Source organism: Actinosynnema sp. NPDC020468 (assembly GCF_040642015.1).
Lineage (GTDB): Bacteria > Actinomycetota > Actinomycetes > Mycobacteriales > Pseudonocardiaceae > Actinosynnema.
The window spans coordinates 285,695-311,761 of sequence record NZ_JBFAEO010000002.1 but is presented as its reverse complement, the minus strand read 5'-3'; the positions used below and the strand labels follow the sequence as shown (position 1 = coordinate 311,761).

The following is a 26,067-nucleotide window of genomic DNA, read 5'->3' as shown; positions in this document are numbered from 1 at the left end:
CCACACTCCCAGGGGAGATCATGCCGCTCGCACTGCTCGCCCTCGCCGTCGGCGCCTTCGGGATCGGCACCACGGAGTTCGTCGTCGTCGGGTTGCTGCCCGACGTGGCGGGCGACCTCGGCGTCTCGATCCCGGCGGCCGGGCTGCTCGTGTCCGGCTACGCCCTCAGCGTCGTGATCGGCGCGCCGCTGATGACCATGGCGGGCTCCCGGTTGTCCCGCAAGACGGTGCTGCTCGCGCTGATGGGCGTGTTCATCGCGGGCAACGTGCTCTGCGCCCTGGCCACCGACTACACCGTGCTGATGGCCGGCCGGGCCGTCGCGGCGCTGTGCCACGGCGCGTTCTTCGGCATCGGCTCGGTCGTCGCGGCCGAACTCGTGCCGCCGCACCGCAAGGCCGGCGCCGTCGCGATGATGTTCACCGGCTTGACCGTCGCCAACGTGCTGGGCGTGCCGCTGGGCACGGCGCTGGGCCAGGAGTGGGGCTGGCGCTCGACGTTCTGGGCGGTCTCCGCGCTCGGCGTGCTCGGGCTGATCGGGATCGCCGCGCTGGTGCCGTCGACCCCGCGCCCGACCACCGGGCTGCGCGGCGAGCTGGCCGTGTTCCGCGAGCCGCAGGTGTGGCTGGCGCTGGCGATGACCACGCTGGGGTACGCGGGCGTGTTCGCCTCCTTCACCTACATCGCCCCGATGATGACCGAGGTGGCCGGGTTCTCCACCGGCGCCGTGACGTGGCTGCTGATCCTCTTCGGCATCGGCCTGTGCGTGGGCAACGTGCTGGGCGGACGCGCCGCGGACCGCCGGGTGCTGCCCGCCGTGTTCGGCACGCTCGGCCTGCTCGCGGTGGTGTTGTTCGCTTTCGTGTTCACCGCGCACGCCCGGTGGCCGGCCGCGATCACCATCCTGCTGTTCGGCGCCGCCGGCTTCGCCACCGTGCCACCGCTCCAGACGTGGGTGATGCGTCAGGCGGAGGGTTCGCCCGCGCTCGCCTCGGCCGCGAACATCGCCGCGTTCAACCTGGGCAACGCGCTCGGCGCGTGGCTCGGCGGCGCGGCTCTGGACGCCGGACTCGGCTACACCGCGCCGAACTGGGTCGGCGGCCTGCTGGCCGTGTCGGGACTGGGCGTGGCGCTCGCCGCGGGCCGATTGCACCGACGTGCCGGGGCCGTGCGCGTGCCCGCCTGACACAGCGAACTCCTCACCACCCCAGCACTTCTCACCACGAGGCCTGCGCGCGCACGTGCCTCGACACCGGAGGGCGGCTCGCGCCGGGCGAGGCACGAGCCGCCCTTCGCCTGACACCGCGGCTGACAGACCAGACCACGCGCGAGAAGGCGACAACCAACCCTGAGGGCGGGCGCGCGTTCGTGGTCGAGGCGGGTGCCCGGCTCACCGACGTCCACGAAAGCCTCTCCAAGGGTTGGCACGCCAAGAACATCGGGCACCGCGACCGCATCCCGGGCGGTAGGCGCCACGCGGGTCCGGTGCCTCCGATCGGGGCGCACCGGACCCCGCGCCACGCCGAGGGGACCGCCCGCCTTGCCACCCCCCGCGTCCGCGCGGGACACTGTGGGCGGTTTTCGATCTGTCGTCCGAACAGGTGAGGTGAGGGGATTCGACTCCGGTCGACCCGTGTCGTGGTGGATACGCAGCGTGTCGTGGAAACGCCGTCGGTGGCCGACGTGCAGGCCTGGCAGGACGCCCCCTACCCGTCCGTGCTGGTCGGAGCGGGTGGCGAGGTGCGCGCGGCCAACGACGCCGCGACCGCCCTGCTGCTCGAGCCCGGCGGTCCGGTCGCCGAGGTCGGCTGGCTCGCCGACGCGCACGACCGCTTCGTGAGCGCGCCGGACGACCTCGTGGTCCCGGTGGCGGGCTCGGTCGGCGACCGCAGTTTCGAGGCCCACCCCGTCGCGCACGACGACCGGTCGGTCACCTGGTGGCTGGTCGAGGACACCGACGTGCGGCTGGCCAGGGAGGCGCTCCAGGTCGAACAGGGCCGGGCCGCGCTGCTGGCCGACGTGTCGTCCGCCCTGCTGACCTCGTTGAACCCCGAGCGGTGCATGCGCATCACAGCCGAACTCGCCGCGCGCCACCTCGCGGACGCCGCGTTGGTGATCAGCGCCGGCAGCCACCGCGAGTCGACCGTGACCCGGTGCGCCCGCGACGGCGAGCCCGAGCAGGTCCGGACGCGGATCGACGCGGACGAGGTCGCCGGGCTCGGCGAGGCGCTGCGCGGGTTCCCGCCGGTGCCGTCGCGCTGGATCGATCCGGCGAGCGCCCCCGGCTGGCTCGCGCCGGACGGCTTCGGCGACGTCGGCTCGATCGTGGTGACCCCGCTGCCCGGCCACGGCGTGCCGGCGGGGGCGCTGATCCTCCTTCGGCACGCGGGCGAGCCCGTGTTCACCGAGGACGAGGAGGTGTTCGCCCGGCTGTTCGCCTCCCGCGCGGGCACCGCGATGTCGGCCGCGCACATGTTCACCCGGCAGGCGTCGATCACCGAAACCCTGATGCGGGAACTGCTCCCGCCCACGTTGCGCGACGTCGGCGGCATCGAGTTCGCGGGCCGCTACCGACCGGCGGGCGACACCGAGCGGGTCGGCGGCGACTTCTACGACGTGCACCCGGTCGAACGCGAGGACGGCGACGCCGAGGCACTCGCGGTGCTCGGCGACGTGTGCGGCAAGGGCCTGGAGGCGGCCGTGCTGACCGGCAAGGTCCGCACCACCGTGCAGGCACTGCTGCCGATGGCCGACGACCACCAGCAGGTGCTCGACCTGTTGAACAACGCGCTGCTCACCTCGCACCACACCCGGTTCGTCACGCTCGTGCTGGCGTCCGTGGTGCGCACCGGCGCGGAGGTGCGGCTGCGGCTCACCAGCGCGGGCCACCTGCCGCCGCTGATCGTGCGCAACAACGGCGACGTGGACGAGGCGGACACGACGGGCACGCTGGTCGGCGCGCTCGCCGACATCCCGTCCACCACCGCGACCGTGGTGCTCGCGCCCGGCGAGACGTGCCTGCTCTACACCGACGGCATCACCGAGGCCAGGGGCGGGCCGCTCGGCGGCGAGATGTTCGGCGAGCACCGGCTCAAGCACGCGCTGGCCGCGTGCGCCGGCATGCCCGCGGACGCGATCGCCGAGCACGTGCACATGCTCGCCGCCCAGTGGGTCGGGTCCGGCGCGCACGACGACATGGCCGTGCTGGCGATCACCGCGCCGCGCGGGCGGCACCTGAGCGCGGTCGGGGGGCACGGGCGCGGGCGGTTCACCCCGTGACGCCCGCCGACCTGTTGTGGGACGCGGTGGTCGCCGGTGACGAGTACACCGCGACCGACGTCGTCCTGGACTCGCTGCGGGCGGGGTTGGACGTGGAGTCCGCGCTGCTCGACGTGGTGGGCGCGGTGCAGGCGAAGGTGGGCGTCGAGTGGGCGGCCAACCGGCTGACCGTCGCCCAGGAGCACGCCGCGACCGCGATCAACGAGCGCGTCGTGGCCGCCGTCGCCGCCGGGCTCGACCGCGGCACGCCGACCAGGGGCCACGTGACGGTGGCGTGCCTGCCCGGCGAGTGGCACGCGCTGCCCGCGCGACTGCTCGCCGAGGTGCTGCGGCTGCGCGGGTTCCGGGTGGACTACCTCGGCGCCCAGGTGCCGGCCCCGCACCTGGTCACCCACCTGCACCGGACCGGTCCGGACGTGGTGGCGCTGTCCGGGTCGCTCGCGCCCCGGCTGCCCGACGCGCACGCGACGATCACCGCCTGCCAGGCCGCCGGCACGCCCGTGCTGGTCGGCGGCAGCGCGTTCGGCCCCGACGGCCGGTACGCCCGGCTGCTCGGCGCGGACCTGTGGGCGCCCGACGCGCGCACCGCCGCCGACCTGCTGCGCTCCGTGCCGCGGCCGCGGGACGGTCGGCAGCCGATCGACGTGCTGCCGCACCTGGCCGACCAGGAGTACACGATCGTCAGCCGCACCTCGGCGCAGCTGGTGAAGGCCGTGCTGACCGGGCTCGAGGAGCGCTTTCCGGCCGTGCGCGAGTACTCCGACCTGCAACGGGAGCACACCGCGTCGGACCTGGCGCACATCGTGGACTACCTCGCGACGTCGTTGTACGTGGACGACGCGGACCTGTTCACCGGTTTTATAAGCTGGACGGCGGACATCCTGGACGCCCGCGGCGTGCCACCGGTGTTCCTCCCGCCCGCCCTCGACCTGCTGGCGGCCGAACTGCGCGACTTCCCGCGCGCGGTCCGGCTGCTGACCGACGCCCTGTCCGCCTCGCACCACCACGGATCCACCGCATGAGAACTCCTGCCACACCCACGTTCACCAGCACGGTCGACGGCGCGGTCGCGCACGTCGTGATCCGGGGTGAACTCGCCTACGAGACCGGCGACGAGCTGGTCGCGATCGTGGACGACGTGCTGACCCTGGTCGCCGAGGTCCGCGTGGACTGCGCCGAACTGGGCTTCTGCGACTCCTACGGCCTGTCGACGCTGCTGCTCGTGCAACGCCGGCTGCACGCGGCCGACGTCCGGCTGAGCCTGGTCAACCGGTCCGCCGCGCTCGACCGGTTGCTCAAGCGCACCAACACGTTCCTGCACCTCACGAACCCGGCGCCGGACACCAGGCGACGCCGCGACAACTGAGGTGTTTGAACCGTCCACGACCCGGGTACCACGCACGACGTGCGGCACCACCGTCGCGAGGCCCGGGGGACGCCCGCGACGACGAGTCCCGCCCGGACAGGAGTGGGAACCATGGCTGCCGTCGAGGACGGGGCGCCGCAACTGGCGGTAGAGGGCATTCCGCTCGCCACCATCCGCGGATGGGTGCGCGGGCTGCTCGACGACCTCCACGCCGACGACCTGGACGACTGCCTGCTCGTGGTGACCGAGTTGGTGAGCAACGCGTTCGACCACGCCGACAAACCCCGCCACCTGCGCGTGCGCCGAGGCACCCTGGTCCGCATCGAGGTGGACGACAGCACCCACGACGAACTGATCATCGGCCACTCCCGCCTGGGCGAACACCGAGGCCGAGGCCTGGTCCTCGTGGACAACCTGGCCCTCGCCTGGGGAGTCGACCACTCCCCCCACGGCAAAACCGTCTGGGCCGATCTCCCCGGCCCCCGCCCCTGACCCGACGACCGGGGCCACGGTCGCGCCTCGGACACGAGCACTCCGACTCGGTGATCGCCTGGACCACCGAGTCGGTCGCCGGCGGACTGGACTCCTCGGGGGACAGGCCACGGTTGACCGTGCGAGTCCACCAGTACCGAGGGCCTCCACCTACGGGAACTGCTTCTCCTCGCGGCCGATGTCCTCGATCGGGCCGAGGATCGTCCAGCCGGGCCCAAGGGGGCGGGTGGAGCGGAAGCCGCGGGCGTTCGCGTACTCCTCGGCCTCCGCCGCGGTGTCCTCGGGGGCGCGCATGATCGTGTAGCGCGGGGGGTCCTCGTGGTAGAAGCGGTAGAACGTGCGGCCCTCGTCCTTGGACTGGTAGAGGATCACGCTGACGCCCCACAGGGCGTCGTACACCTCCTGGTCGCGCGGGGGTGTCGTCGTGCACGTGTCGGAGGGGCGGCCGGGCTCGCGGACGCAGGTTCGGTACTGGCTCCAGGCGATGCGTTCGGCGCGGGGGTGTTCCGCGATCAGCGTCCGCATCCGGGTGTCGGCCTGGGCGAAGGCGTCCTCGTGGCGGTCGTACTCCTGCTGTAGTCGGGTGAAGCGCTTCTCATCGAGGCCGCCGCCGAAGTGGGCCTCCAGGCCCGCGAGGACGGCGACCCGCCAGGCCAGGTACCCGACCGTCACGACGAGCAGCGTGATGACCAGGACCCGGACCGGCGAGCGCTTGTGGGGCATCAGGTCGGCGAGCTCAGAATGTGCCACTGATGGGGATCTCGATGTCCGCCTGCGCGATCGCCGGGGGGTACTTCCCGTCGAACCGGTCATAGTGCTGGAGCGTAAACCAGTCGATGAAGCCGTACTCCGTGATCTCGTCGTCCGGGTCGAGACCGAAGTGGTCGTAGGAGTGGAAGAGGAGCTTGCCGGAGAAGGAGTTGCCCTCGACCTTGTAGTCCTTCAGCGCGATCGTGTGGCCTTGGAACTGGTGGATCGCGATGGCGAGGGCGCGCTGGTTGGCGTCCCAGAGCGAGAAGTCGTACACCGGGAACTTCACGTCCTGGCTGTAGAACTCCTGGAAGAGGAAGTTCCTGGAGAGGTCCTCCTGGACCTTGAGCTGATCGGTGCGGCCCTTGTTGTCCACGAGGGACTGCTTGATGATCTGGCCGGCCTTGTCGGTGTACACCTTCTCCTGCGGTGAGGCGCCGACGGCACGGGAGAGGGCGGTGCCGGAGCCGCGGTAGAGGTAGCGGCCGGGGTCGAAGTTGTCGTCGACGGTGACCTTGCCCGCGCTCTGGCCGCCGCGGCCGTAGCGGAAGGCGTCGCGGAGGTCATCGACGGACTGGGCGTAGTCGGCGTCGGCACCGAGCTTGCCGAAGTTCATGATGTCGTTGAACTCGGCCCACATCCAGGACTCGGGCGTGATGCGGGCGACCCAGAACTCCCAGCCGAGGTCGGTGAGTTTGTCGAAGTCGTAGTCGTTGAAGGTGAGGTCGTCGGCGACGCGCGGGTCGGCCGGGACGGGCGGGTGCCGGGGGTCGGGTGCCTTGCGGTGGCCCTCGAGGAAGGACGACTGGTGGATCAGCATGTCGGTCGGGGGCGGGTCACCGGGGTCTCCGCCGTCCGGGATTCGCTTGCCGGGGGCGTCGGGGCCCGCCTTGTCGAAGGCGTCGCTGTCGAGGACGACGTACTTGGCGGAGCCGTAGTCCGTGGCAGTGACCGTGATCGTGCTGCCGTCGCGCTGCTGGCCCGACTGCTTGACCAGGTGGCGGCCCTTCTCGTCGTAGCGGTAGAGGGCCGGTGCGGTGCCCTTCGTACGGTCGGGGTCGAGGCGGAAGGTGAGCCTTGCGGCGTGGTCTGCGGGAGCGGAGAGCTGGAAGCCGTTGCCGAGGTAGCCCGGAGTGGACGTCGGGAACTCCCGCTGCTCGGCGGGGAGCCTGGTGACCTGGAAGCCGCCGACCTGCTCGGCGCGCAGGTCTTCGAGCGCGGCCTCGGCGGTGGTGGTGCCGCCGTCCGCGCGGCGCGTCACGTCGAAGGTGGAGTTCTTGGCGCTGGGAGAGGTGTTGAGCCTCGTCTCCTCGCCGTCCTGGACGCCGTCGCCGTCGGTGTCGGCCTTGGTGGGCTCCGTGCGGAGCTCCAGCTCGCGGGCGTCCGCGAGGCCGTCCCGGTCGGTGTCGTCGTTGGCGGGCTCCGTCCGGAGCTCCAGCTCGCGGGCGGTCGTGAGGCCGTCCTTGTCGGGGTCCTCGGCGCCGTCCTTGACGCCGTCGCCGTCGGTGTCGGCCTTGAGCGGGCTGCTGAAGCGGTAGCCGAGCTCGGCGAAGTCGGAGAGGCCGTCGCCGTCGGTGTCCTGGGACTTGGGGTTGAGCCGGGCGCGCACCTCCAGGTCGTCGGGGAGGCGATCGCCGTCGGTGTCCACCGTCGGCGAGACGCCGTGCTCGGCGAAGGACGCCCAGGTCGGGGTATCGGTCGTGGTGCCAGGCTCGGCGCGGTACCAGACGGTCTCGGTCCTGCCCGGTTGCAGGGTGTTCGCAGGGCCGACGCCCTGGAGCGTCGTGCGCACGCCCTGGGGGGCGGCGAGCTTCGCGGCGGAGGTGTCCGTGATGCGGTCGGAGAGCTCGAAAGTCAGCGACCACTGGGAAACGGGGTGATCGGAGACGTTCTCGAGCTGGAGCCGGGCGACGTAAGAGCCCTCCGTCGCCCTGTCGCGGAGGGCGGCCGGGACCTGGCTCCACGTCGCGTCGCCGGGGGCGACCTGGCGGTAGGAGACGTCGACCGTGTTGTCGTGGTAGAGCGTCGCCCCGTCGGTGGCCGCGCCGTTGCCGGGGGTTCCCGCGACGGCGGGCACGGCCGTGCCGAGGAGAAGGAGTAAGGCCGCGCCGAGGGGCACGGCGACGCTTCTGTGCACTGTTACCTCTCAGTCTGGTGCGTGCGGATCGGCGGCCGCCATCAGGGCGGCAGCCGCCCTCATTGCTCGTCGTTTCCATTCCCGCCCGCCTGGATCCACTCGGCGGGGGATGGACAACTGTCCCCATCGTGGATAAATATGTGCTGAACATACTTTTCGACTGTGCAGCAAGGCAGCAGCCATTCGGGTTGTGAACTGTTTGTGAAGACAACATGATCCCACGCGACTGCGGCTGCCGGGATAGGTGCTCGACCGACCGGATGGGCAACCTCCTGGTCAGCCGGTTTGGGGAGATGTCCCGAAAAGGCGGTCATGATCCGGTGCTACAGCCGCAGGCTGTGATCCCGATGGGGATGCGGGGACAGGCACCGTGATCGACTTCGAGGATCTGTGCGACGCCGGCGAACACCATCGTCTGCTGATCCGACGTCCGCTCACCCCCGACACAATAGTCTGGCCCAGAATGCCACTGCACTGTCGAAATGACCGGGGAATCGCCCCGACGTGATAAACGCTGCAAGGTGAGGACGGCGAGACTCTGCTCGAACGGGTCACCGCCGCCGATCGCCCGAGCGCTTGGGCAGCTCGGGGAGTCTCGCCGGCCGCTTGCGAGACCGGGTTCACGGGTGTCCGCAGCGGTTTCCCGAACGCGACGGGTGCTCGTGGCTCGCGGGCGGGTGGGTGGCGTGCGAGGCCTTGTCGGGGGGAATCGGGCAGGTGTGTGCGGTCGGGGCGGCGGATTGTGCTGGGAGGCGGCGGGTTCTGGCGTGGGGTGGGTGGTTCGGCCTTGCGGGTGGACTCGGTTGGTGGGGGCTGTGCGGGGGCCGGTCGCGCGGCAGGCTGCGAAGTGCGGATCGGCTTGGGGCGGCGGGAGTTGGGCCGGTTTCGCGGTGGCGCGGTCGGGTTGCGCGCCGCGTGGTCGGAGAGGGGCGACGGTGGGGCTGCGCGGCAGGACCGGCGAGGGTGTTCTCGGGTGGGAACTTCCTGTCCCCCAAGGGAAACCTCGGCCGGAGAGCCGAGTGCCCCGACCTCGGCCCCCATCCCGCTGCCCGGCACCTTCACCCGCGGACAAGGAGCAGTCATGACCGAGATCAGCCAGTCCCAGTTGCACCGGGAAGCCGTGGAGATCGCGCTGTGGGAGGTTCCCTCCCCCGCGCCGGACGCCGACACGCTCGCCGAGCTGTCGCGGCTCGACTCCGGCGGTGACGACCAGGGGGTGGGCAACAAGTCGGCGGGTGACGGGAGTGTGCTGCCCGATCTGGGGTCGCTGTCGACGTTCGGGTCGTGGGAGTCCGTCGCCAGCACCATCGTGCACAAGGCGGTGACGCTCAGTGGGTTCAACCCCGGTACCGCGGAGTTCGACCCGGTCGCCTGGGGGAACTTCCTCAACAAGTTCGCGACGATCCCGTTCTTCCTGACCTACACCTACGACAACCGCGACACCTCCATCACCAAGCTGTCCCTGAAGGGCGCGGTCGACGCGGTGTCGGATCTGGTCGAGAACATCATGACGCCGGAGAACTTCAAGGGGATCCTGACGACCATCCAGAAGATCGGCACGCTGGCACTGGAGAACAAGGGCCAGACGCAGAAGAACTCCAACCAGCAGGTCGGTGTCCTGTCCCGGCACGCGAGCTCGCTCTACCTCGGCGCCGTCCGGACCGAGGTGGCGATGGAGTACAGGTCGGGCAAGGGGTACGAGCAGTTGCAGCAGAGCATCAAGGTCTACCGCGGCTACGGCGTGCTCGACTTCGACAAGTGCAAGCGCAACTCCGACACGCTGCTCAACTGGGACGGCCAGGACGTGAACGACTGGGAGAACGGGACGGCCAGCGCGTCGAAGACGCCCAACGACAGCCCCGCCTGGAACCAGTAGCTCGGGTAGGTCCACGTCCACCGGGCTCCCGGGGTTGCCACCCCGGGAGCACTCCACCCCGGGCAGGTACCCATGTCCTCCGCGGAAGCGCCGCCTCGCGGGACGGCGACGGCCTCGACCTTCACCCGGGTCCTCGCCGAGAACCTCGACCACTCGGACGGTGGCCTCACCTTCGTCCGGGAGGACGGGCACGAGCACGTCGTGAGCTGGTCGGAGCTGTCGCGGGAGGCCCTGCGCCGGGGACGCCTGCTGCTCCGCGGCGGCCTGCGCAAGGGAGAGCGCGTCGCGCTCGTCATCCCCGAGCAGCGGGAGTTCGTCCTCACCTTCCTGGGCGCGGTCTCGGTGGGCGTCGTCCCGGTCCCGATGTACCCGCCGCTGGGTTTCGGCAGGTTCGAGGCGTACCTCGCGGACGCCGCCCACGTCCTCCGCGCGGCGGGAGCCCGCGCGCTGTTCACCCCCCGGAGCCTGGTGGACGCGCTGTCCCCGGCGGTCGAGGGCTTGCGGGTCGTCGTCCCGGAGGAGTTCTTCGCCGAGCCGCTGGTGGGGAGTGCGCCCCGGCCCGAGCCGATCCTCCCGGACGACGTGCTGTTCCTACAGTTCACCTCGGGGAGCACGGCGGCGCCCAAGGGCGTGCGGGTCACGCACGCCAACGTGCTCGCCAACTGCGCGGCCATCATCGGCGCCCTCGGCCTGGACCGCGAACGGGACCGGGGCGTGAGCTGGTTGCCCCTGTACCACGACATGGGGCTGGTCGGTTTCGTGCTGGCGCCGCTGATCGCGCGCTGCCCGGTGACCTACCTCCCGACGCTGCGCTTCGCGCTCTCACCGAGGACCTGGCTGGACGCGGTGAGCCGGCACCGCGCGACGGTGACCTTCGCGCCGAACTTCGGCCTGGCGTTGGCCGTCAAACACACTCCCGCGGAGGAACTCCGGCGGCTGGACCTGTCCTGCCTGAGGGTGGTGGGCTGCGGCGCCGAGCCCAACCACCCGGAGACGCTGCGCTCGTTCGCGGCGCACTTCGCGGCGGCGGGGCTGCGGCAGGGTGCACTGGTGCCGTGCTACGGCATGGCGGAGGCGACGCTCGCGATCTCGTTCAGCGACATCGGGGTTCCGCTCGCCCCGGACACCATCCGGAAGGAGCCCTACCACGCGAGCGGCCTCGCGCAGCCGGCCCCGCACACGGAGGCGCCCGGCGAGCAGGTGACCTTCGTGCCCTGCGGGCGCCCCATCTCGGGCCACCGGGTCGTCATCGTGGACGACGAGGGGAGTCCGCTCCCGGACCGGCACATCGGCGAAGTCGTCTTCCAGGGGCCCAGCGTGGCCGCGGGCTACCACGGTGACCCGGAGGCGACCCGGCGCGGTTTCACCGCGCACGGCCTGCGCACCGGGGACCGCGGATACCTGGCGGACGGCGTCCTCTACGTGACGGGCCGCAAGAAGGACCTGCTGATCGTCAACGGGCGCAACCACGACCCCCAGACGGTGGAGTGGGCCGCGGCCGAGGTTCCCGGCCTGCGCAAGGGCAACGTCGTGGCCTTCACCCGGCCGGGCCCGGTCACCGAGGAGGTGGTGATCGTCGCCGAACTCCGCGCCGGGGACGCCGCCGCGGTGGCACGGCAGGTCCGCGGTCACGTGCAGACGGCGCTGTCCCTGTCCGTCGCGGAGGTTCTCCTGCTGGCGCCCGGAGAGCTGCCCAAAACCTCCAGCGGCAAGGTGCGGCGGCGCGAGACGCGGCGGCAGTACCTCGGCGGGACGCTCCACAGTGGAGTGTTCCGCCACCCGAGTTGACCCACCACCACGAGGAGCGGCCATGAACACCCGTCTCGACCCCGGAGAGCGGGAGCAGCTGTACTCCCTGATCCACGAGAAGTTGGACCTCGGCGGCGCCGAGCGTCCCGTGGAGATCGAGGACACCACCGCGGTGCGGGAGCTGCCGGGTGTCGACTCCCTGAAGCTCTTCGGCCTGCTGGGCGCGATCGAGCTGGGCTTCCGGGTCAACCTGGGTTTCGAGGCCATTCCCCAGGTTCAGACCGTGCGGGACGTCGAGAGGTTGATCTGCGAGTCGCGCGCGCGGTACGCCGGGCGCCCGTCCTGACCCGCCGGAGGTGGCCATGAGCACGGGGACCGAGGAGCAGGCGCGGCGGGAAGCGGTGGAGATCGCCCTGTGGGCACAGGGCAGGCAGGCACCGCCGAGGGAGGTGCTGGCCGAACTCGGGCTGCTGGGCCCCGACGGCCGGGTCCTCGCCGACGACGGCCAGGAGGCGGGTGCCGGCAACGCCTACGGCGAGGACGGCAGTCGGCTGCCCGACCTGGGGCCGTTGGCGCCCTTCGGCTCGTGGCAGTCCGTGGCCGCCACCATCCTGCGCAAAACCGCGGACTCCGCCGGCTTCGACCAGACGTCCACGGTGTTCGACGTCTTCCAGTGGATCCTCTTCGAAATCCAGTTCGCCTCGATGCCGTTCCTCTACGACATCACCGAGGACAGCCGTGACGTCTCCATCTCGTCGCTCTCGCTGTCACCGGCCGTCCGGGCGGTGACCGACCTGGTCGGCGGGCTGGTGACCGAGGACGCGCTCACCGGCATCGTCGACTCCATCAAGAAGATCGGCCAGCTGGCGGTCGAGAACCCGGGGCAGCCGGAGAAGAACAGCAACGTGCAGCAAGGGGTGCTGACCGTGGCGGACGGGAACGTGCGCCTCGGGTTGCTCCGGACCGCGGTGCGGATGGAGTACCGGTCGGGCAAGGGGTACCAGCAGCTCAACCAGGAGATCTCCGTCAGCAGGCTCTTCGGGAACCTCGACTACGGGATGTGCCTGCGCAACGCCGACATATTGCTGGAGTGGGACGGGCAGGACGTGGACGACTGGGTGAACGGCACCTCCAGCTCACCCTTCCCCGCCAACACCAGCCCCGCCTGGGACAACTGAGGTCGTGAGCCCGCCCCGCTACGCCCGCGGCACGTGGATGGCCAGGGCCACCACGTCGTCGCGCTGGCCGCCGTCCAGCATCAGCCGGGCGGCGGTGTCCACCAGGTCCTCCACGGACTCGGTCGGGGTGGTGGCGAGCAGGGCGCGGAGTTCGGCGGTGCGGTCGTCCAGGTTGCTGTCGCGGCGCTCGACCAGGCCGTCGGTGTGCAGGAACAGGGTCGAGCCCGGGAGGAGCAGGACCTCGTGGTCGGTACGGCGGTGGGGCCGCAGGTGGGGGAAGCCGAACAGGATGTCGTGACCCTCGAGACTGCGGGGCGGGCCGTCCGGCGGCACCAGGACCGGCGGTGGGTGGCCCGCGTTGGTCCACGTCAGGAGCCGGCCCTCCGGGACCTCGCGGAGGTGGGCGTGCAGGAGGGTGCCGCGGGCGGGGACCCGGATGCCCGCCAGGGCGTCCTCGAGCGCCGTCACGACGGTCGACGGCGGGTGGTCGCGGTGGTCCCACGCGGCCTGGCGGAGCATGCTGCGGACCTGGGCCATGAGGGTGGCGGCGCGGATGTCGTGGCCGGTGATGTCACCGACCGTGACGGCCAGGGTCGAGCCGCCGGCCGCGGTGGGCAGCGGGACGGCGTCGTACCAGTCGCCGCCGACGCGTTCGCCGGTGTCGGCGGGCAGGTAGCGGGCGGCCATCCGCAGGCCGGGCACGTCCGGGAGGTCGCTGAGCATGGCCTCCTGCATCCGCCGCACGACGAGGACGCGGTCCTCCACGTACCGGGCGCGTTCCAGCGCCTGGGCGGTGTAGGCGGCGATGGTGCTGATCACCGCGCGTTCGGAGTCGTCCACCGGGCGCGGCGAGTCCCAGCCGAACACCAGCACGCCCAGCACGTCGCGGGTGCCGACGAGCGGCGCCACGCAGATCGCCTCCACGTCGAGTGCGGCCACCACGGCCACGACGTGCGCCGGGAACTGCTCGGCGATGGCGGCGCGGTCCTCGTAGCAGAGCATCCGCCGCTCCCTGGCCACCCGCGCGGTCAGCAGCGGCGCGTCGACCGGGTAGTGCTCGTACTCGCCTCCGTCGGCACCGAACGGCACGCGCGGGTCCGCGATCCGGCGCATCCACCCGCCGGGCTCGATCACGCTCAACCCGACGTAGGTGGGTGCCAGCTCGCCGGACACCAGGTCGGTCACCTGGTACCGGATCTGCTCCAGGCTCATCGTCCCGGCCAACGCCTGCGAGGCGACCAGCAGCAGCCGGTCCCGGATCGCGGACTGCCGCACGAGCACGGCCAGCTCCGCGGTCCGCGCCCGCTCGACGTCCGCCTCCCGCACGGCCAGCCGCAGCCGCAACTCGGTGGCGCACGCGACGGCCAGGTCCGCGAGCGCGCCCAACTCGCTCTCGGTCCACTCCCGGGGCACGCTGTCGATCGCGCACAGCGAGCCGAGCACGGTCCCCTCGCCGTCGGTGAGCGGCATGCCCGCGTAGGCGATGACGTCGAGGTCGCGGATCGCGAGATTGCCCTCGAGCCGGTCGTCCAGGCGGGCGTCGGCCACGACCAGCGGTCCGCCGGTGGCGACCACGTGCCGGCAGAACGAGTGCGACAACGGCGTCTGCCGGTCGTCGGACCACGGCCGCGCCAACCCGACCGCGCCGGGCAGCACCTGGCGGTCGACCTCGACCAGCGACACCAGCGCGACCGGCACCCGCAGCTGGATCCGCACCAGGTCCGCGAACCGGTCCATCACCGGGTCGGCCGCCGCGCCGAGGCCGGTGGCCCGCACCCTCGCGCCGCGCGCGAGGTCACCCGGCACGCGGTCGGACGACTGGTCGGACACCCCTCGAACTCCGCTCTGCCGCACACCCCGGGCAGTGCCTATTCGACCACAGGGGCCGAGGTCGAGCCTCTCCGCCGCGGGTCCGGCGTCAGTTCCGCGACAGGCACAGCACGTACGAGTCGGCGGGCGACAGCGTCCGGGAGACCTCGATCCCGTACTGGTAGTGGACGTTGTACACGTCGACCTTGTAGGCGTCGGTGTTCTCGGGCAGCGCGGCGCAGTCCGACTCGCCGAGGTAGGGGTTGCGGCGCAGCACCGTGTACGAACCCGGCGCGCACAGCGGGTCCGACCGCATGTCCGGCGAGGAGTCGGTGCCGTCGTTGGCCACGCACGAGCCGACCGACACGTACTTCAGCCGGTCGACGGACAGCTCGCTGTGCAGCTCCGGCAGGCCGTACGTGGTCGTCGGGAGCTCGGGGACCCAGGTCGGCGCCGTGCCCGTGGCCGTCGGAACGGGCGCGGCCTCGTACGTGGTCGTCGGCGCGACGGTGTAGACCGGCCGCGGCGTCGTGATCACCACGGGCGCGGCGACGGGGGTCGAGCGGTCCGGGGTGAGGCCGTACGCCACCAGACCGAGGATCGCCGCGACACCGGCCGTCGCGAGCACCCGCCCGGTGGTCAGGCCACCCCGCACGTGCACCAGCACCACGTGGCCCTCGGCCGGCGGCCCGAGCGGTAACCGCGCGCCGTCGGGCACCGCGGCCGGCACCCGCACGTCCAGGGTGCGCCGCAGGCCGTGCACCTCCCAGGGCACCGGCACGACCACGGCGGTCCGCCGCCGGGGCACGGTGATCTCGGCCAGCACGGGCAAGGTCTCGTCCACCGGTTCTTCGTCCATGTCCAGTCAGACGCGCCGGAGTGGACCGCCGTTACCGACGGAAACCCTTTCGGCGGAACAATCCGCCGATCACCCCGATGGCCGGACAGCGGCGCGGGTTTCTGCTACGACTCCCCCGTCACGCCAGGTGCCGCACCACGAAACTGCGGGCGCGGGGATCGGTCGCCCGGTGCGCCAACGCCCGGAAGTCGGCGCTCGACTCGCCGCGTTCCAACCGGGTCGCCCTGGCCGCGGCCAACTGCACCTCGCCCGCCAACTCCGGCAGGCGCGCCAACAGCTCGTCCAGCACCGACGTCCGGTCGCCGCGAAACGCCCGGCCCGCGGTGACGATCACCCGTTCCAGGTCGTCCACCGCGCCGTCCAGGGCGGGCGACCCCAGCGCCTCGGTCACCAGTTCGCGCAACCACGGCGGACGCAGGTCGGGGGTTTTCCCGCGCTCCAGCAACGATCTCAGCACCCGCAGCGCGCCGCGCGCCCGCGTCCGGGTCGCGGCGGCGAGCGAGGACCGCAGCACGGCCTCGGCGTGCCGGACCGACGGACCAGCCAGGCGCACATCCGCCGCCACCACGTCGAGCAGCGCCTCCACCACGGGGTCCGCGTGCCGCGCCGACACCGCGTCGACCACGGCCTCGGCCAACCCGGGCGTCAACGGCAGGCCCAGCGACCCGATCCACTCGGCCACGTCCCGCGCCGCGCCCGGTGTCCTGGTGGCCAGCAGCACCGCCGCCAGCTCCGCGTCGAACCACCCCAGTTCCCGCGCCACCGTCACCAACCGGTGCGCCGCCGCCCGGGACGCGCCGACCGAACCGCCCAGCACCAGCTCGACGCACCGCCGCCGGCTCGGCTCGTCCCACGGCGCCAGGGAACCCGCCACCCGGCCGGCCAACTCGCGGTCCGAAGTGGACAGTGGACGCAGGTGGGGCACCAGTTCCGGCAACCCGCGCGCGGGGCACGCGTCCAGCACCGTCACCACGACCCGGGCCAGCTCGTTCTCAGGCAGGCCCTCGGCGTGGGTCATCGCGCGCGCCAGCAGCGCCGGATGTCCTCGCGCCGCCTGCACCATCGCCTGCACCACCAGCGCGCGGTTGTCCGCCACCACCGGTTCCAGCCACTCCACCACGCGCAGCGCCGACCCGGCGTCGGTGCCGGGCGTTTTCAGCAGCACCGTCCGCACCAGGCCGATCGCCCGCCGGTCGCGCGGCGCGGGTCGGGCCACCAGCAGGTCGACCACCCGGGCGGGCGCGCGGACGGCGGCCTTCTCGGCCACGTACAACGCGCGTTGCGCCGGCACCCGGTCCGCCGACAGGGCCAGCGCCAGCACGTCCGCGAGCGCCACCGTGCCGCGGTCCACCACCGCCGTCGCCACGAGTTCGCCCTGCACCTCGTCCCACCCCTTCGCGCAGGGCAGGCACAGCACCGCGCGCCAGTCCGTCCACCCCAACCCGCGCGCCGCCTCCGGGTCGTCCAGCACCAGGGTCGCGACCGCGACGGCCTCCGCGACCACCTGCCCGGGCAACCGGTTCGCCATCGCGACCCGGAGCAGCCCCGCGGCCGGACCGGGTGAGCCGGTGGTGTGCAGGCGCAGGATCCGGGACCGGCCGAGGATGCCCGTGCGACCGTAGTACTCCTGGAGCACCAGGAGATCCGCGTCGGTCGGCGCGGTCACCGCCTCGTCGAAACCGGTCAGCAGCACGTGCGCGACCTCGTCCGCGAGCACCCGGTCCGCCATCGCCGACCGGCGTTGCAGCACCGCCTCCACCGCCGACCGCAGCGCGCGGTCCCGGTCCGCCGCCATCCGCCCGACCACCGAGCCGAGCGCCTTGGCCACCGCGAACACCGCGTCCTGCGCGACCTCGCCGAAGATCCCGCACACCACCGCGACGAGTTCGCCCAGCACGTCCTCGGGCGCGCCCGCGATCGCGTCGGCGAAGTGCCGCTGGTGCTCCGGCGACAACCCGACCGCCCGCTCGGCCAGCGCGCGCACCTCGGCCACCTCGCGCCGGGTCACCGCCGCCAGCGCCAGCGCGCGGAACGTCAGCAGGTCGTCGCCGTCCAACCCGGCCGTGAGCGCCCGGTAGGCCGCCGGGTCGGCCGGCGCGTACAGCAGTTGCACCAGCACGGGCGCCAGGTGACCGCGTCGCACCGGGTCCGCCAGCGCGGCCGCGAACTCGGCCCGGTCGCCGGCGGCGCCCGCGAGGTGCCGCGCGATCACCCACTCCGCGAAGCTCTGGTGGAAGAACCGGAACCACGCCGGGTCGGCGCCCGCGACCAGCACGCCGGTCGAGCACAGCTCGTCCACCACCTCCGGCGCGGGACGCGGTTCCAGGTCGGTCGCCTTGAAGTCCTCCACGAACGTCGTGCCGGACCGGGCGAACAGGTCGCGTCCGCCCGCGAGGCACACCCGCCCGCGTTCCTCGGACTCCTCGTAGCTCAGCTCCCGGCGCGGGCTGCGCACCACGTGCGCGCCCCAGTAGCTGTCGAACAGCCGGGCCACGGTCAGGTCCTCCGGCACGTCGCCGGTCGGCGCGTACAGCCGGCAGGTGAGCGCGAGCAGCAGCGGGCTGCCGCACACCTCCACCACCGTGCGCCGGGTGGTCCGCAGGTGCAGCAACCGGTCGAGGAACCGGCCGTGCGGCCCGGGATCCGCGCCCGGCTCGGCCAGTCCGCGCAGGTACGCGAGCGCGAACGCCTCGGTTTCGGCGCGGCTGAGCCGGTACACCTCGCGCCGGTCGACCAGCGTCGCCAGCAGCGGCGCGCGGTCGGCCAGCGGCTCCAGGTGGGTCTGGTACTCGAACGACCGGCAGGTGAACACGACCGGCACGCCGGAGTCGACCACCCGCCGCAGCCACGCCACGACGACCGGCCGGCTCGCCGCATCCAGGATCAGGTCGAGGGTGTCCAGCAGCACCACCGGTCGCAGGCCGGCGGCGCGCTGCGCGGCGAGCACGTCGGACAGCGGACCCGACCGCAGCACGGCCGCGCCGAACTGGTGGTCCAACTCGGCGGCGTCGCGCGGCCGGTCGCGCACCTTCGCGCTCGCCGACACCAGCACCACGCCGGTGTCCGGGTCGGCGGCCAGCTCGTCGTGGATCTGGCCCAGCAGCACGGACTTCCCGAGTCCGGCGTCCGCGTGCACGGCCACCACGGCCGGGTCGGCGAGCGCCTGCCGCACGGCGGGCAGGAACACCCGGTGCAGGGTGTCCCGCTCCTGGAGGGGGAGGATCAGCCGGGCCGGGTCGGTGAGCGACGCCCTGGTCGGCGACACCACCCGGTCGCGGGCGTCGGCGAGCGCGGGCGGGGTCCACAGCCGGCCCGCGCGGTCCCGGTCGGGGTCGGTCCGCAGGGCGCGCAGCAGGTCGTCCGCGCCCTGGTCGGTGAGCGCGGCGACCGGGAAGTGGGTGGCCGAGTGGGGCAGGAGGAACAGCGGGATCTCCCGCGCGTGCCGGCCGGGCAGCAGCACGGGCAGCACCCGCGGCTCCCAGTGGTCCGGCTCGGCGGTCAGCAGCTCGCGGATGATCTTGGCCTCGTACCGCGCGCCCCAGCCCTCGCCGTCCGGCGCGCGCGGGTCGACCCGCCGCAGGTACCCCGGCGAGACGACCACCAGCACGAAGTCGGCGACGCGCAGTTCGCGCTCGGCCCACTCGGCCCAGTTGACCCGCGGCCCGTCGACCCACTGGTCCAGCACCACGTCGACGTCGCGGTCGCGCAGGAACTCCGCGAGTTCGCGCACGGCGCGGACGTGCGCGGTCGTGTCGTGCGAGTACGTCACGAACGCACGGGGTCCGACCACGGCTGAGCACCTTAACGGACCACGACCCGCCGTGGTCCGGCGTTCGCCGGTGCGCTTCGGAGCCGGGTTCCGACTACTTGACGACACGCGTCAAGTAGCTGCTACCGTGCGCCTGTCCGGGAGGGGGAACCGATGCCCGAGTGGTCCGAGCCGTCGACCGCGACGCACACCGCCGTCGCCCGGCAACTGCGCCTCGACGTGACCGCGAAGCTGTTGGACCCGTTGGCCGTGCTGCTGGACGCGGCCGCCACCACCGCGCTGCGCCGCCGGGTGGAGGCCGAGGCGGACGTGTGGGCGGCCCAGGTCACCGGCCGGAACGAGCGCCTGGCCCGGGAGACCGCGACCCGGATCGTGTCGGCGGTGTACCAGGACGGCCCGGAGTTCGCGCCGCCCGCGTCGTGGTGGCGGACGCCGTTCGGCGACCTGGTCGCGCGGCGGTTCGGCCACCCGACCGCCGACGTCGTGCCGGTCGCGGTGGCGGGCGCGATGCTGGGCATCACCCGGCAGGGCGTCCACGACCTGGTCCGGCGCGGCAAGCTGGACCGCGACCCGGGCGGCGGCGTGCTCGCCCGCTCGGTGCGGGACCGGCTGAACCCGGTGTGAGGCGAGGATGTCCGAGAGGTTCCGGCGACGCGCGGTCCGCCTGCTGACCCCCGTCGGACCCACCCCGCTGCGCCGGTGCCCGGTACCGGTCGACCGGCGGATCTCCCTGCACGTCAAGGACGAGACGGTGCACCCGACCGGCAGCGTGAAGCACCGGTTCGCCCGCGACCTGGTGCTGGACGCGGTGCGCGCCGGCCGGATCACCGAGGGCACCCCGCTCGTGGAGGCGACCGGCGGCAACACGGCCGTGGCGGAGGCGCACTTCGCGCGGCTGCTCGGCCTGCCGTTCACCGCCGTGGTGCCGCGCAAGACCGCCCGGGCCCGGCTCGCCCGGATCGAGGAGCAGGGCGGTCGGTGGCACCCGGCGGGTCCGCCGATCGCGATCTACGACCAAGCGCGCGTGCTGGCCGAGGTCACCGGCGCCCACTACCTCGACCACCTCCACGCGCTCGCGGACAGCGTCGACGCGCGGGTGCCCGACACCCCGCTGGCCGCCGAGATCCTGGCCGACCTGCCCGAACCGCCGGCCTGGATCGTGCTGGGCGTCGGCACCGGCGCGAGTTCCCGCGCGGTGGGCCGGTTCGTCCGCCACCACGGCCTGCCGACCCGGATCGCCGTCGTCGACCCGGAGAACTCCGCGTACTTCCCGGGATGGGTCACCGACCGCGCGGACTACGCCACCGGGATGCCGTCGGCCATCGACGGCATCGGCAGGCCGCGGGTGGAGCCGGCGTTCGACCCGGCGGTGGTGGACCTGGTGATCCCGGTGCCGGACGCGGCGGCGGTCGCGGCGATGCGGCACTTCGCCGCCACCACGGGCGTGCACGCGGGCCCGTCGACCGGCGCGGCGCTGTGGGGCGCGCTCCACCTGGTCGACCGGATGAGGCAGGAGGGCGCGCGGGGCCCGGTGGTCCTGATCGCCGCCGACTCGGCCCGCGCGCACGTCGACACGTACTACGACAACCGGTGGACCACCGCGAAGGGCTGGGACCTCGCCACACCCGCCGCGACGCTCGACCACTTCCGGCGCACCGGCGAGTGGCGCGACCGCTGAACGCCCCCGCGCCGCCGCCGACTACGGCTGTTCGGGCCACCGCCGGAGTTCCTCGACGTACCGGGCGAGGAAGCGCGTCCGGTCGGCCGCCTCCAGCGAGCCCAGCACCTCCAGCACGTCCTGACCGCGGTCGACCAGCAGCACCCCGGTCGCCCGCACCGCGTCGGCACCCCGTTCCGCGACCACCCGCGCCAGGTCCTCCTCCCGCGCCCAGTCCCGCACCACCGGCGACCCGCGGTCGGCCAGGATCCGCGCGCTGTCCGCGATCTCCGCGCGGTAGTGGCGGGTCCGGTCGGTGAAACCGCCCTGTACCAACGGGCGCACGAGCGCCACCAGCTCGTCCGCCGCCTCCGGGTACCGCCGCGCCGCGCGCAGCGCCAGGTAGGTGTTCTCCCGACCGAGGACCTCGCCCTCGTGGTCGGCCAGCCGGGCGAAGTGCTCGACGCCCATCCGGGACAGCGCGATCGACTCGGTGAGCCGACCGGCCTCCAGCGCGCGGAAACCCCGTAGCTGCGCGCGTTCCGCGAGGACCGGGTGCCCGGCGGCCGACGCCTCGGGGTGCGCCTCGACGGCCCGTCGGTCCGAGTCCACCGCGTCCGCCTCCCGACCGCGGTCGTGCAGCAGCACGGCCAGTTCCAGGTGCTCGGCCACGGTGTCCTGGTCGACCACGTCGGTCGGCAGCGCGGCGAGCGCGCGGCTCACCGCCACCGCCTCGTCCAGCACGTCGTCGTCCGGCCGCTCCCCCTTGTGCCGCACCACGGACAGCAGCCGCAACGCCCGCAGCAACCCTCGGCCGTGCACCGACGGCGCCGGGCCGGCCAACGCCCGGAACCCGGCCACCCCGGTGGTGCACGCCGCCACGGCCTCGGCGTGCCGACCGAGGTCGGAGAGGATCAGGCCGCGCACCACGTGGGCGCGGGCGGGCGCGTCGTCGGTCGTGCCCAGGCGGGCGTGGAGCGCGAGCGCGTCGTCCACCGCGCGCAGCGCGTCCTCGGCGTCCACGCCCAGCAGGTGGATCGCCGTGGTGAACAACAGCCGGGCCAGGACGACGCCGCCGCGGTCGGTCCGGTCCCACGCCGCGGTCAACTCCCGCACCGTCCCGGCCACCTGCCCGGCCTCCTCGACGCGACCGACGGCGACCAGGTCGACCTGGTGGTTCACCAGCGCGGTGGCGTAGTCGGCGAGCGCGCCGTCCGGGTCGTCCCGGTACCGCCGGCGGCTGATCTCCAGGGCCTCGCCGGACGCGGCCAGCGCCTCGTGGTGCGCGCCGATCGACGTCAGCACGGTGCCCAGGGTCGTCAACGCCGCCGCCAGCCGACGCCGGTGCCGCCGGGGGTGCCGGCGTACGTCCCGGCGGCGGATCTCCACCGCCTCCCGGGCGATCCGCAGGCTTTCCCGCACCCGACCGAGGGCGCGCAGGCACTCGACCAGCAGGTGCGGCCCGTCGGTCGCGTGGTCCGCGTCGGGTTCGGACTCCCCGGCACGCCTCAGGTCCAGCGCCTCGAACTGGATCTCGGCCGCGGCCGCGTGGTCGCCCACCCGGTGCCGGACCCGACCCGCGACGTCGAGCGCGGCCAGGAACCCGACGCCGTGCGCGGCGGGGTTCGTCGCGTGCAGCGCCCGACCGGCCCGCACCGCCGCGTCCGCCTCGGTCCGCGCCGCCTCGACGTCGGTGTCGACCAGCAGGTGCGCCAACCTGGTCCGGGCCCGCACCAGTTCGGGCAGGTGGGTCGACGGCGCGGTGGCAGCCAGCTCGGCGAACAGCCCGACGCTGCGCCGCAACAGGTCCACTGCCTCCGCCGACCGGCCCGCGCCCGCGAACGCCTCGGCCTGGTTCCACAGCGCGAGCGCCAGGTGCGGCACCGCCTTCGGGTCGCGTTCCAGGATCTCGCGCGCCCGTTCGGCCGCGTCCGCCGCCTCGGCGAACCGGTTCATCCGGTTGAGATCGACGGCGAAGTTGCTCAGCGCCACCGCGTACGGCGAGGTGAACAGGTCGGGCGCGACCTCGGCGGCCACCCGGCTCAGCCGGACCGCCTCCCGGGTCGCGGCGAGCGCGTCTTCGTGCCGACCGAGGTCGGAGAGCCGGAAACCGAGGTTGTTCCACGCGATGCCCAGTTCCGGCAACGACTCCCGGCCGTGCGCCCGGTGCAGCTCGACGGCTTTGCGCGCGTGGTCGAGCGCGGGCGCGGCGTCGCCGGCGTCGGCCAGCCGCACGCTCAGCGCGAAGTGCAGCCGCGCGCGTGCGGCGGGATCCGCCGTGCCCGACAGGCGGTGCGCGGTGACCCGCCGCGCCACGTCCGCCATCGCCACGTCGAGTTCGACGTGCCGGCCGACCGGGAATCGTTGCTCCACCCGGACCAACAGCCCGATCGGCGCGAAACCGGCCACCGCCGTCAGCGCGGGCGCGCCCACGTCGAGGCCGGGATCCTCGGTCAGCAGCCCGAGAACGAGGTCCCTGATGTGCGGCCAGCGCGCTCCGGTGTCGGTCACGGTGGTCCACGCGGCGTGCCGACGCGGCGCGAAGTCCGGCCGGCCGTCGAGCAGCACGGTCCGCACCAGGTGCGCGGCGCCCCCGTCGCCGGCGCCCGGACCGGGCAGCAGCGACGCCAGGAAGTCCTCGCCGAGCCGGTCGGGGCGCATCGGCCGCAGCACGGCGCCGGAATCGGGCGGGTAGCACGCGGTGTGCGCGTCGAGCAGCCGGCCCGCGGCCGCGTCGGAGTCGGCCAACCCGAAGTACCGCAACACCTTCAGCGCCTCGGCGTAGTCGACACCGCCGAGCAGCGTGCCGAGCGCGACCACCCGGGCCATCTCCCGCGGCGTGGCGTCGACCTGGCCCGCCTCGGCCAGCTTCGCCCAGTGCGCGTGCTCGCGGTCGCGCAGGTACGAGGACAGCTCACCGGGGTCGGTCGGCGGCCGGACCCCGCGCACCGCCGCGTCGACCTGGACCAGCGCGCCCATCAGCACGGTCAGCGCGGAGGTGTGCCGGGGGTCGACCCCGGTCGGCCGGTCGGCCTCGGCCAACCCCCACACGTCGGCGAACCGACGCACCGCCGAGTCGAACAGCTCGGCCCGCCGCTCGCCGTCGTCCGCCGTCAGCTCGTGGTGGGACAGCTCGTACCCGCTGTCCCGCAACGGACTCCGCAACCCGTCCCACCAGGGTCCGGCGGTCCGGGCGAGCAGCAGCACCCGCACCCGGTCCCGCGTCGCGAAGTCCTCGCACAGCAACCGCTCCAGCGCCGACCGCGGCCACCGGTCGGCGTAGTCCACCAGCAGCACCGACGCGGTGTCGACCTCACCACCGCCGTGCCGGCCGCGTCCGTACCGCGCCGTCACCACCGGCAGGTCGACCTCGCGCGCGAACCGGTCGGCCAACCGCGTCTTGCCCGCGCCTCCGTCGGCGTGCAGCACCCGCACCGCGCGCGGCGCGTCCGACCGGGCCCACCGCGTCAACGCGGCCAGTTCGTCCTCGCGCCCGACGAAGTCGACCACGGCGGTGCGCGCCGCCAGCCACTCGCTGGGCGCGACCTCCCGCAAGTGCCCGTCCGGCGCCGGTTCGGCCGGCGCGAACGGCTCCACGAGGTAGGGCGGCCGGTCGAAGAACTGGGTGCGGGCCACGTAGGCGTCCCGGTCGGCGCTCACCCGGCCGACCGCGAAGTCACCGCTCACCGGCGGTCGCCGAAGTGCTGGTCACCCCGCGAGACGTAGGTGTCGCGCCCGGAGTGCACCGTGCCGACCACCGAACCGCCGTCGGCGGCACCGTCACCGGAACGCCGCGCCTCGCGCAGCGACCACACCCCGACGACGAGCCCGCCGATCCCGACGAGCACGCCGACCACGTTGAGGAACAGCCCGAACACGCTGGAGAACTGGTCGGCCCGCTCCAGGCCCTGGCCGCGGAGGAACAGCCCCAACCACAGCAGTCCCCCGCCTACGAGCACCGGCACCCCGAACCACAGCACCACCCACCACGGCGACCGCCTGGCCATCCACGCCTCCACCCGAGCCGGACCGTGTCGACCACGCTACGCCGCGCGCGGGCGTCAGAAGATGGCGATGAGCACGACGATCACCACGAGGGCGATCGCGATGGGCAGGATCGGGATGCGGCCCGCGGGACGGCGGTAGTGGCTGCGGACCGTGGTCCGCTGGAACCAGCTGTACGGCGTGCGTCGGCGATGGCGCTCTACCCAGGGCATGTCGACTCCGTTGTCCGAGGGGATGGTCACCCCGGACATACCCCGCCGCGCCGGCGGGGACACCTCGATCTTCCGAAGTCGAGTAATCGTCGGCTCGTAGCCCGCGCCGACTCCGCCGGGTATCTTCATCCTTCACCGCGCAGCACCCGCGAGCGGACGCCCGACCGGCCCAGCCGGATATACTACAGACGTAGACTAACCGACGGACAACCGGGAGCGCGGATGCCCAAGGTCATCGACCACGACCAACGTCGCGAACACATCGTCGACGTGACCTGGGGCCTGATCGTGCGGGGCGGCCTGGAAGCCGCCACCATGCGGGAGATCGCGACCGCCGCCGGGTTCGCCAACGGCGCGTTGAAGCGGTACTTCCCGAGCAAGGACGCGCTCGTCGAGGCGACCTTCAACAGAGCCCTCTCCATGATGAACGACCACATAGCGGGAGGAACGAAGGTCCACACCGGACTGGAGGCGCTGCGCGCGATGTGCTACGGCGCGATGCCGCTGGACGCCAAGCGGATCACCGCCGGGAGGGTGCTGATGGCGTTCTGGGAGATGTCCCTGGCCAACAAGGCGCTGCACGACCGGTACCTGGAGCACCTCAAGGCGTGGCGGGGCCTGCTGCACGAGCACATCCGCCAGGGCCGCGCGGACGGGGACATCCTCACCGCGGTGCCGGATGACCAACTGGTGGACGAGATCGTGCTGATGAACGCGGGCGCCAACGTGATGAGCCTCGTCGGTCCCCGGCACTCGACCAAGAAGCTCCAGCGGCAGCACCTGGACACGTTCTTCGAACGGCTCGTGCGGCCGTAGCACGGCACGGAAGAAGGGGCGGCCCGCTCGCCCGCGGCGGCCGCGTACCGCGAGGCGGCGCTGGCGTGGCACGAGGTGTCGGACCCGGCGGAGTCGGCCGGGTCGTGGGTGGAGG

General features: G+C 73.2%; 20 protein-coding genes. 12 read left to right on the top strand and 8 right to left on the bottom strand.

The window, feature by feature from the left end; translation table 11 throughout:
* Positions 1–20 precede the first annotated feature (20 nt).
* The 5 genes from AB0G50_RS03380 (at position 21) to AB0G50_RS03360 (ending at position 5,135) form a co-directional block, all read left to right on the top strand.
* Positions 21–1,184 (top strand): MFS transporter, encoded by a 1,164-nt coding sequence (locus AB0G50_RS03380; RefSeq protein ID WP_360101739.1) that lies wholly within the window; start codon positions 21–23, stop codon positions 1,182–1,184.
* A gap of 473 nt (positions 1,185–1,657) precedes the next feature.
* Positions 1,658–3,277 carry a GAF domain-containing SpoIIE family protein phosphatase gene (locus AB0G50_RS03375; protein WP_360101737.1) on the top strand — a complete coding sequence of 540 codons (1,620 nt, stop codon included), beginning with the start codon at positions 1,658–1,660 and terminating at the stop codon, positions 3,275–3,277.
* Positions 3,274–4,299 (top strand): cobalamin-dependent protein, encoded by a 1,026-nt coding sequence (locus tag AB0G50_RS03370; RefSeq protein ID WP_360101735.1) that lies wholly within the window; start codon positions 3,274–3,276, stop codon positions 4,297–4,299. Before AB0G50_RS03375 ends, AB0G50_RS03370 begins: the two co-directional genes overlap by 4 nt.
* Positions 4,296–4,643 carry an STAS domain-containing protein gene (locus AB0G50_RS03365; protein ID WP_360101733.1) on the top strand — a complete coding sequence of 116 codons (348 nt, stop codon included), beginning with the start codon at positions 4,296–4,298 and terminating at the stop codon, positions 4,641–4,643. Before AB0G50_RS03370 ends, AB0G50_RS03365 begins: the two co-directional genes overlap by 4 nt.
* A gap of 111 nt (positions 4,644–4,754) precedes the next feature.
* Positions 4,755–5,135 carry an ATP-binding protein gene (locus tag AB0G50_RS03360; RefSeq protein ID WP_360101731.1) on the top strand — a complete coding sequence of 127 codons (381 nt, stop codon included), beginning with the start codon at positions 4,755–4,757 and terminating at the stop codon, positions 5,133–5,135.
* 150 nt (positions 5,136–5,285) lie between these two features.
* Here the strand turns inward: AB0G50_RS03360 and AB0G50_RS03355 are convergent, their stop codons facing one another.
* Together AB0G50_RS03355 and AB0G50_RS03350 are read right to left on the bottom strand one after the other, a co-directional pair.
* A complete protein-coding gene (locus tag AB0G50_RS03355; protein ID WP_360101729.1) occupies positions 5,286–5,885 on the bottom strand; it encodes a hypothetical protein in 600 nt (199 codons plus the stop codon).
* Positions 5,872–8,022, bottom strand: a complete 2,151-nt coding sequence (locus AB0G50_RS03350; protein ID WP_360101727.1) for a DUF3289 family protein — start codon at positions 8,020–8,022, stop codon at positions 5,872–5,874. The genes AB0G50_RS03355 and AB0G50_RS03350 overlap by 14 nt, the downstream gene beginning before the upstream one ends.
* Positions 8,023–9,103: 1,081 nt before the next feature.
* Between AB0G50_RS03350 and AB0G50_RS03345 the strand changes: the two genes are divergently transcribed.
* The 4 genes from AB0G50_RS03345 to AB0G50_RS03330 all read left to right on the top strand — a co-directional run bounded on the left by AB0G50_RS03345 (position 9,104) and on the right by AB0G50_RS03330 (position 12,825).
* Complete coding sequence (locus tag AB0G50_RS03345; protein WP_360101725.1) at positions 9,104–9,898, top strand: hypothetical protein; 795 nt, start codon at positions 9,104–9,106, stop codon at positions 9,896–9,898.
* Between the two features lie 72 nt (positions 9,899–9,970).
* Positions 9,971–11,686 (top strand): fatty acyl-AMP ligase, encoded by a 1,716-nt coding sequence (locus AB0G50_RS03340; protein ID WP_360101723.1) that lies wholly within the window; start codon positions 9,971–9,973, stop codon positions 11,684–11,686.
* A 22-nt stretch (positions 11,687–11,708) separates the two neighbouring features.
* Positions 11,709–11,993 (top strand): acyl carrier protein, encoded by a 285-nt coding sequence (locus tag AB0G50_RS03335; protein WP_360101721.1) that lies wholly within the window; start codon positions 11,709–11,711, stop codon positions 11,991–11,993.
* A gap of 16 nt (positions 11,994–12,009) precedes the next feature.
* Entirely contained in the window at positions 12,010–12,825 is an 816-nt protein-coding gene (locus AB0G50_RS03330; RefSeq protein WP_360101719.1) for a hypothetical protein, read from the top strand.
* An 18-nt stretch (positions 12,826–12,843) separates the two neighbouring features.
* On the opposite strand, the gene AB0G50_RS03325 is transcribed toward AB0G50_RS03330, so the two are convergent.
* From AB0G50_RS03325 to AB0G50_RS03315, 3 genes are all read right to left on the bottom strand, one after another.
* Positions 12,844–14,655, bottom strand: coding sequence for a SpoIIE family protein phosphatase (locus AB0G50_RS03325; protein WP_360101717.1), 1,812 nt, complete (start codon positions 14,653–14,655; stop codon positions 12,844–12,846).
* Positions 14,656–14,743: 88 nt separating this feature from the next.
* Positions 14,744–15,478 carry a hypothetical protein gene (locus AB0G50_RS03320; RefSeq protein WP_360101715.1) on the bottom strand — a complete coding sequence of 245 codons (735 nt, stop codon included), beginning with the start codon at positions 15,476–15,478 and terminating at the stop codon, positions 14,744–14,746.
* Positions 15,479–15,611: 133 nt separating this feature from the next.
* Positions 15,612–19,283 carry an SEFIR domain-containing protein gene (locus tag AB0G50_RS03315; RefSeq protein WP_360101713.1) on the bottom strand — a complete coding sequence of 1,224 codons (3,672 nt, stop codon included), beginning with the start codon at positions 19,281–19,283 and terminating at the stop codon, positions 15,612–15,614.
* Positions 19,284–19,415: 132 nt separating this feature from the next.
* On the opposite strand from AB0G50_RS03315, the gene AB0G50_RS03310 reads away from it, so the two are divergent.
* Together AB0G50_RS03310 and AB0G50_RS03305 are read left to right on the top strand one after the other, a co-directional pair.
* The gene (locus AB0G50_RS03310) at positions 19,416–19,886 is read left to right on the top strand and encodes a hypothetical protein (protein ID WP_360101711.1); all 471 of its coding nucleotides are present in this window, start codon (positions 19,416–19,418) and stop codon (positions 19,884–19,886) included.
* 7 nt (positions 19,887–19,893) lie between these two features.
* Complete coding sequence (locus AB0G50_RS03305) at positions 19,894–20,940, top strand: pyridoxal-phosphate dependent enzyme (RefSeq protein WP_360101709.1); 1,047 nt, start codon at positions 19,894–19,896, stop codon at positions 20,938–20,940.
* 21 nt (positions 20,941–20,961) lie between these two features.
* Here the strand turns inward: AB0G50_RS03305 and AB0G50_RS03300 are convergent, their stop codons facing one another.
* Genes AB0G50_RS03300 through AB0G50_RS03290 form a run of 3 tightly spaced genes read right to left on the bottom strand, consistent with a single transcriptional unit; the run spans position 20,962 to position 25,136 of the window.
* Positions 20,962–24,606: a tetratricopeptide repeat protein gene (locus AB0G50_RS03300; RefSeq protein ID WP_360101707.1), complete on the bottom strand. Its 3,645-nt coding sequence runs from the start codon at positions 24,604–24,606 to the stop codon at positions 20,962–20,964.
* Positions 24,603–24,926: a hypothetical protein gene (locus AB0G50_RS03295; protein WP_360101705.1), complete on the bottom strand. Its 324-nt coding sequence runs from the start codon at positions 24,924–24,926 to the stop codon at positions 24,603–24,605. Before AB0G50_RS03295 ends, AB0G50_RS03300 begins: the two co-directional genes overlap by 4 nt.
* A 54-nt stretch (positions 24,927–24,980) precedes the next feature.
* On the bottom strand, positions 24,981–25,136 hold the full coding sequence (locus AB0G50_RS03290; protein WP_360101703.1) for a hypothetical protein: 156 nt from the start codon (positions 25,134–25,136) through the stop codon (positions 24,981–24,983).
* A gap of 222 nt (positions 25,137–25,358) precedes the next feature.
* Between AB0G50_RS03290 and AB0G50_RS03285 the strand changes: the two genes are divergently transcribed.
* Positions 25,359–25,952 (top strand): TetR/AcrR family transcriptional regulator, encoded by a 594-nt coding sequence (locus AB0G50_RS03285; protein WP_360101701.1) that lies wholly within the window; start codon positions 25,359–25,361, stop codon positions 25,950–25,952.
* Positions 25,953–26,067: the final 115 nt, after the last annotated feature.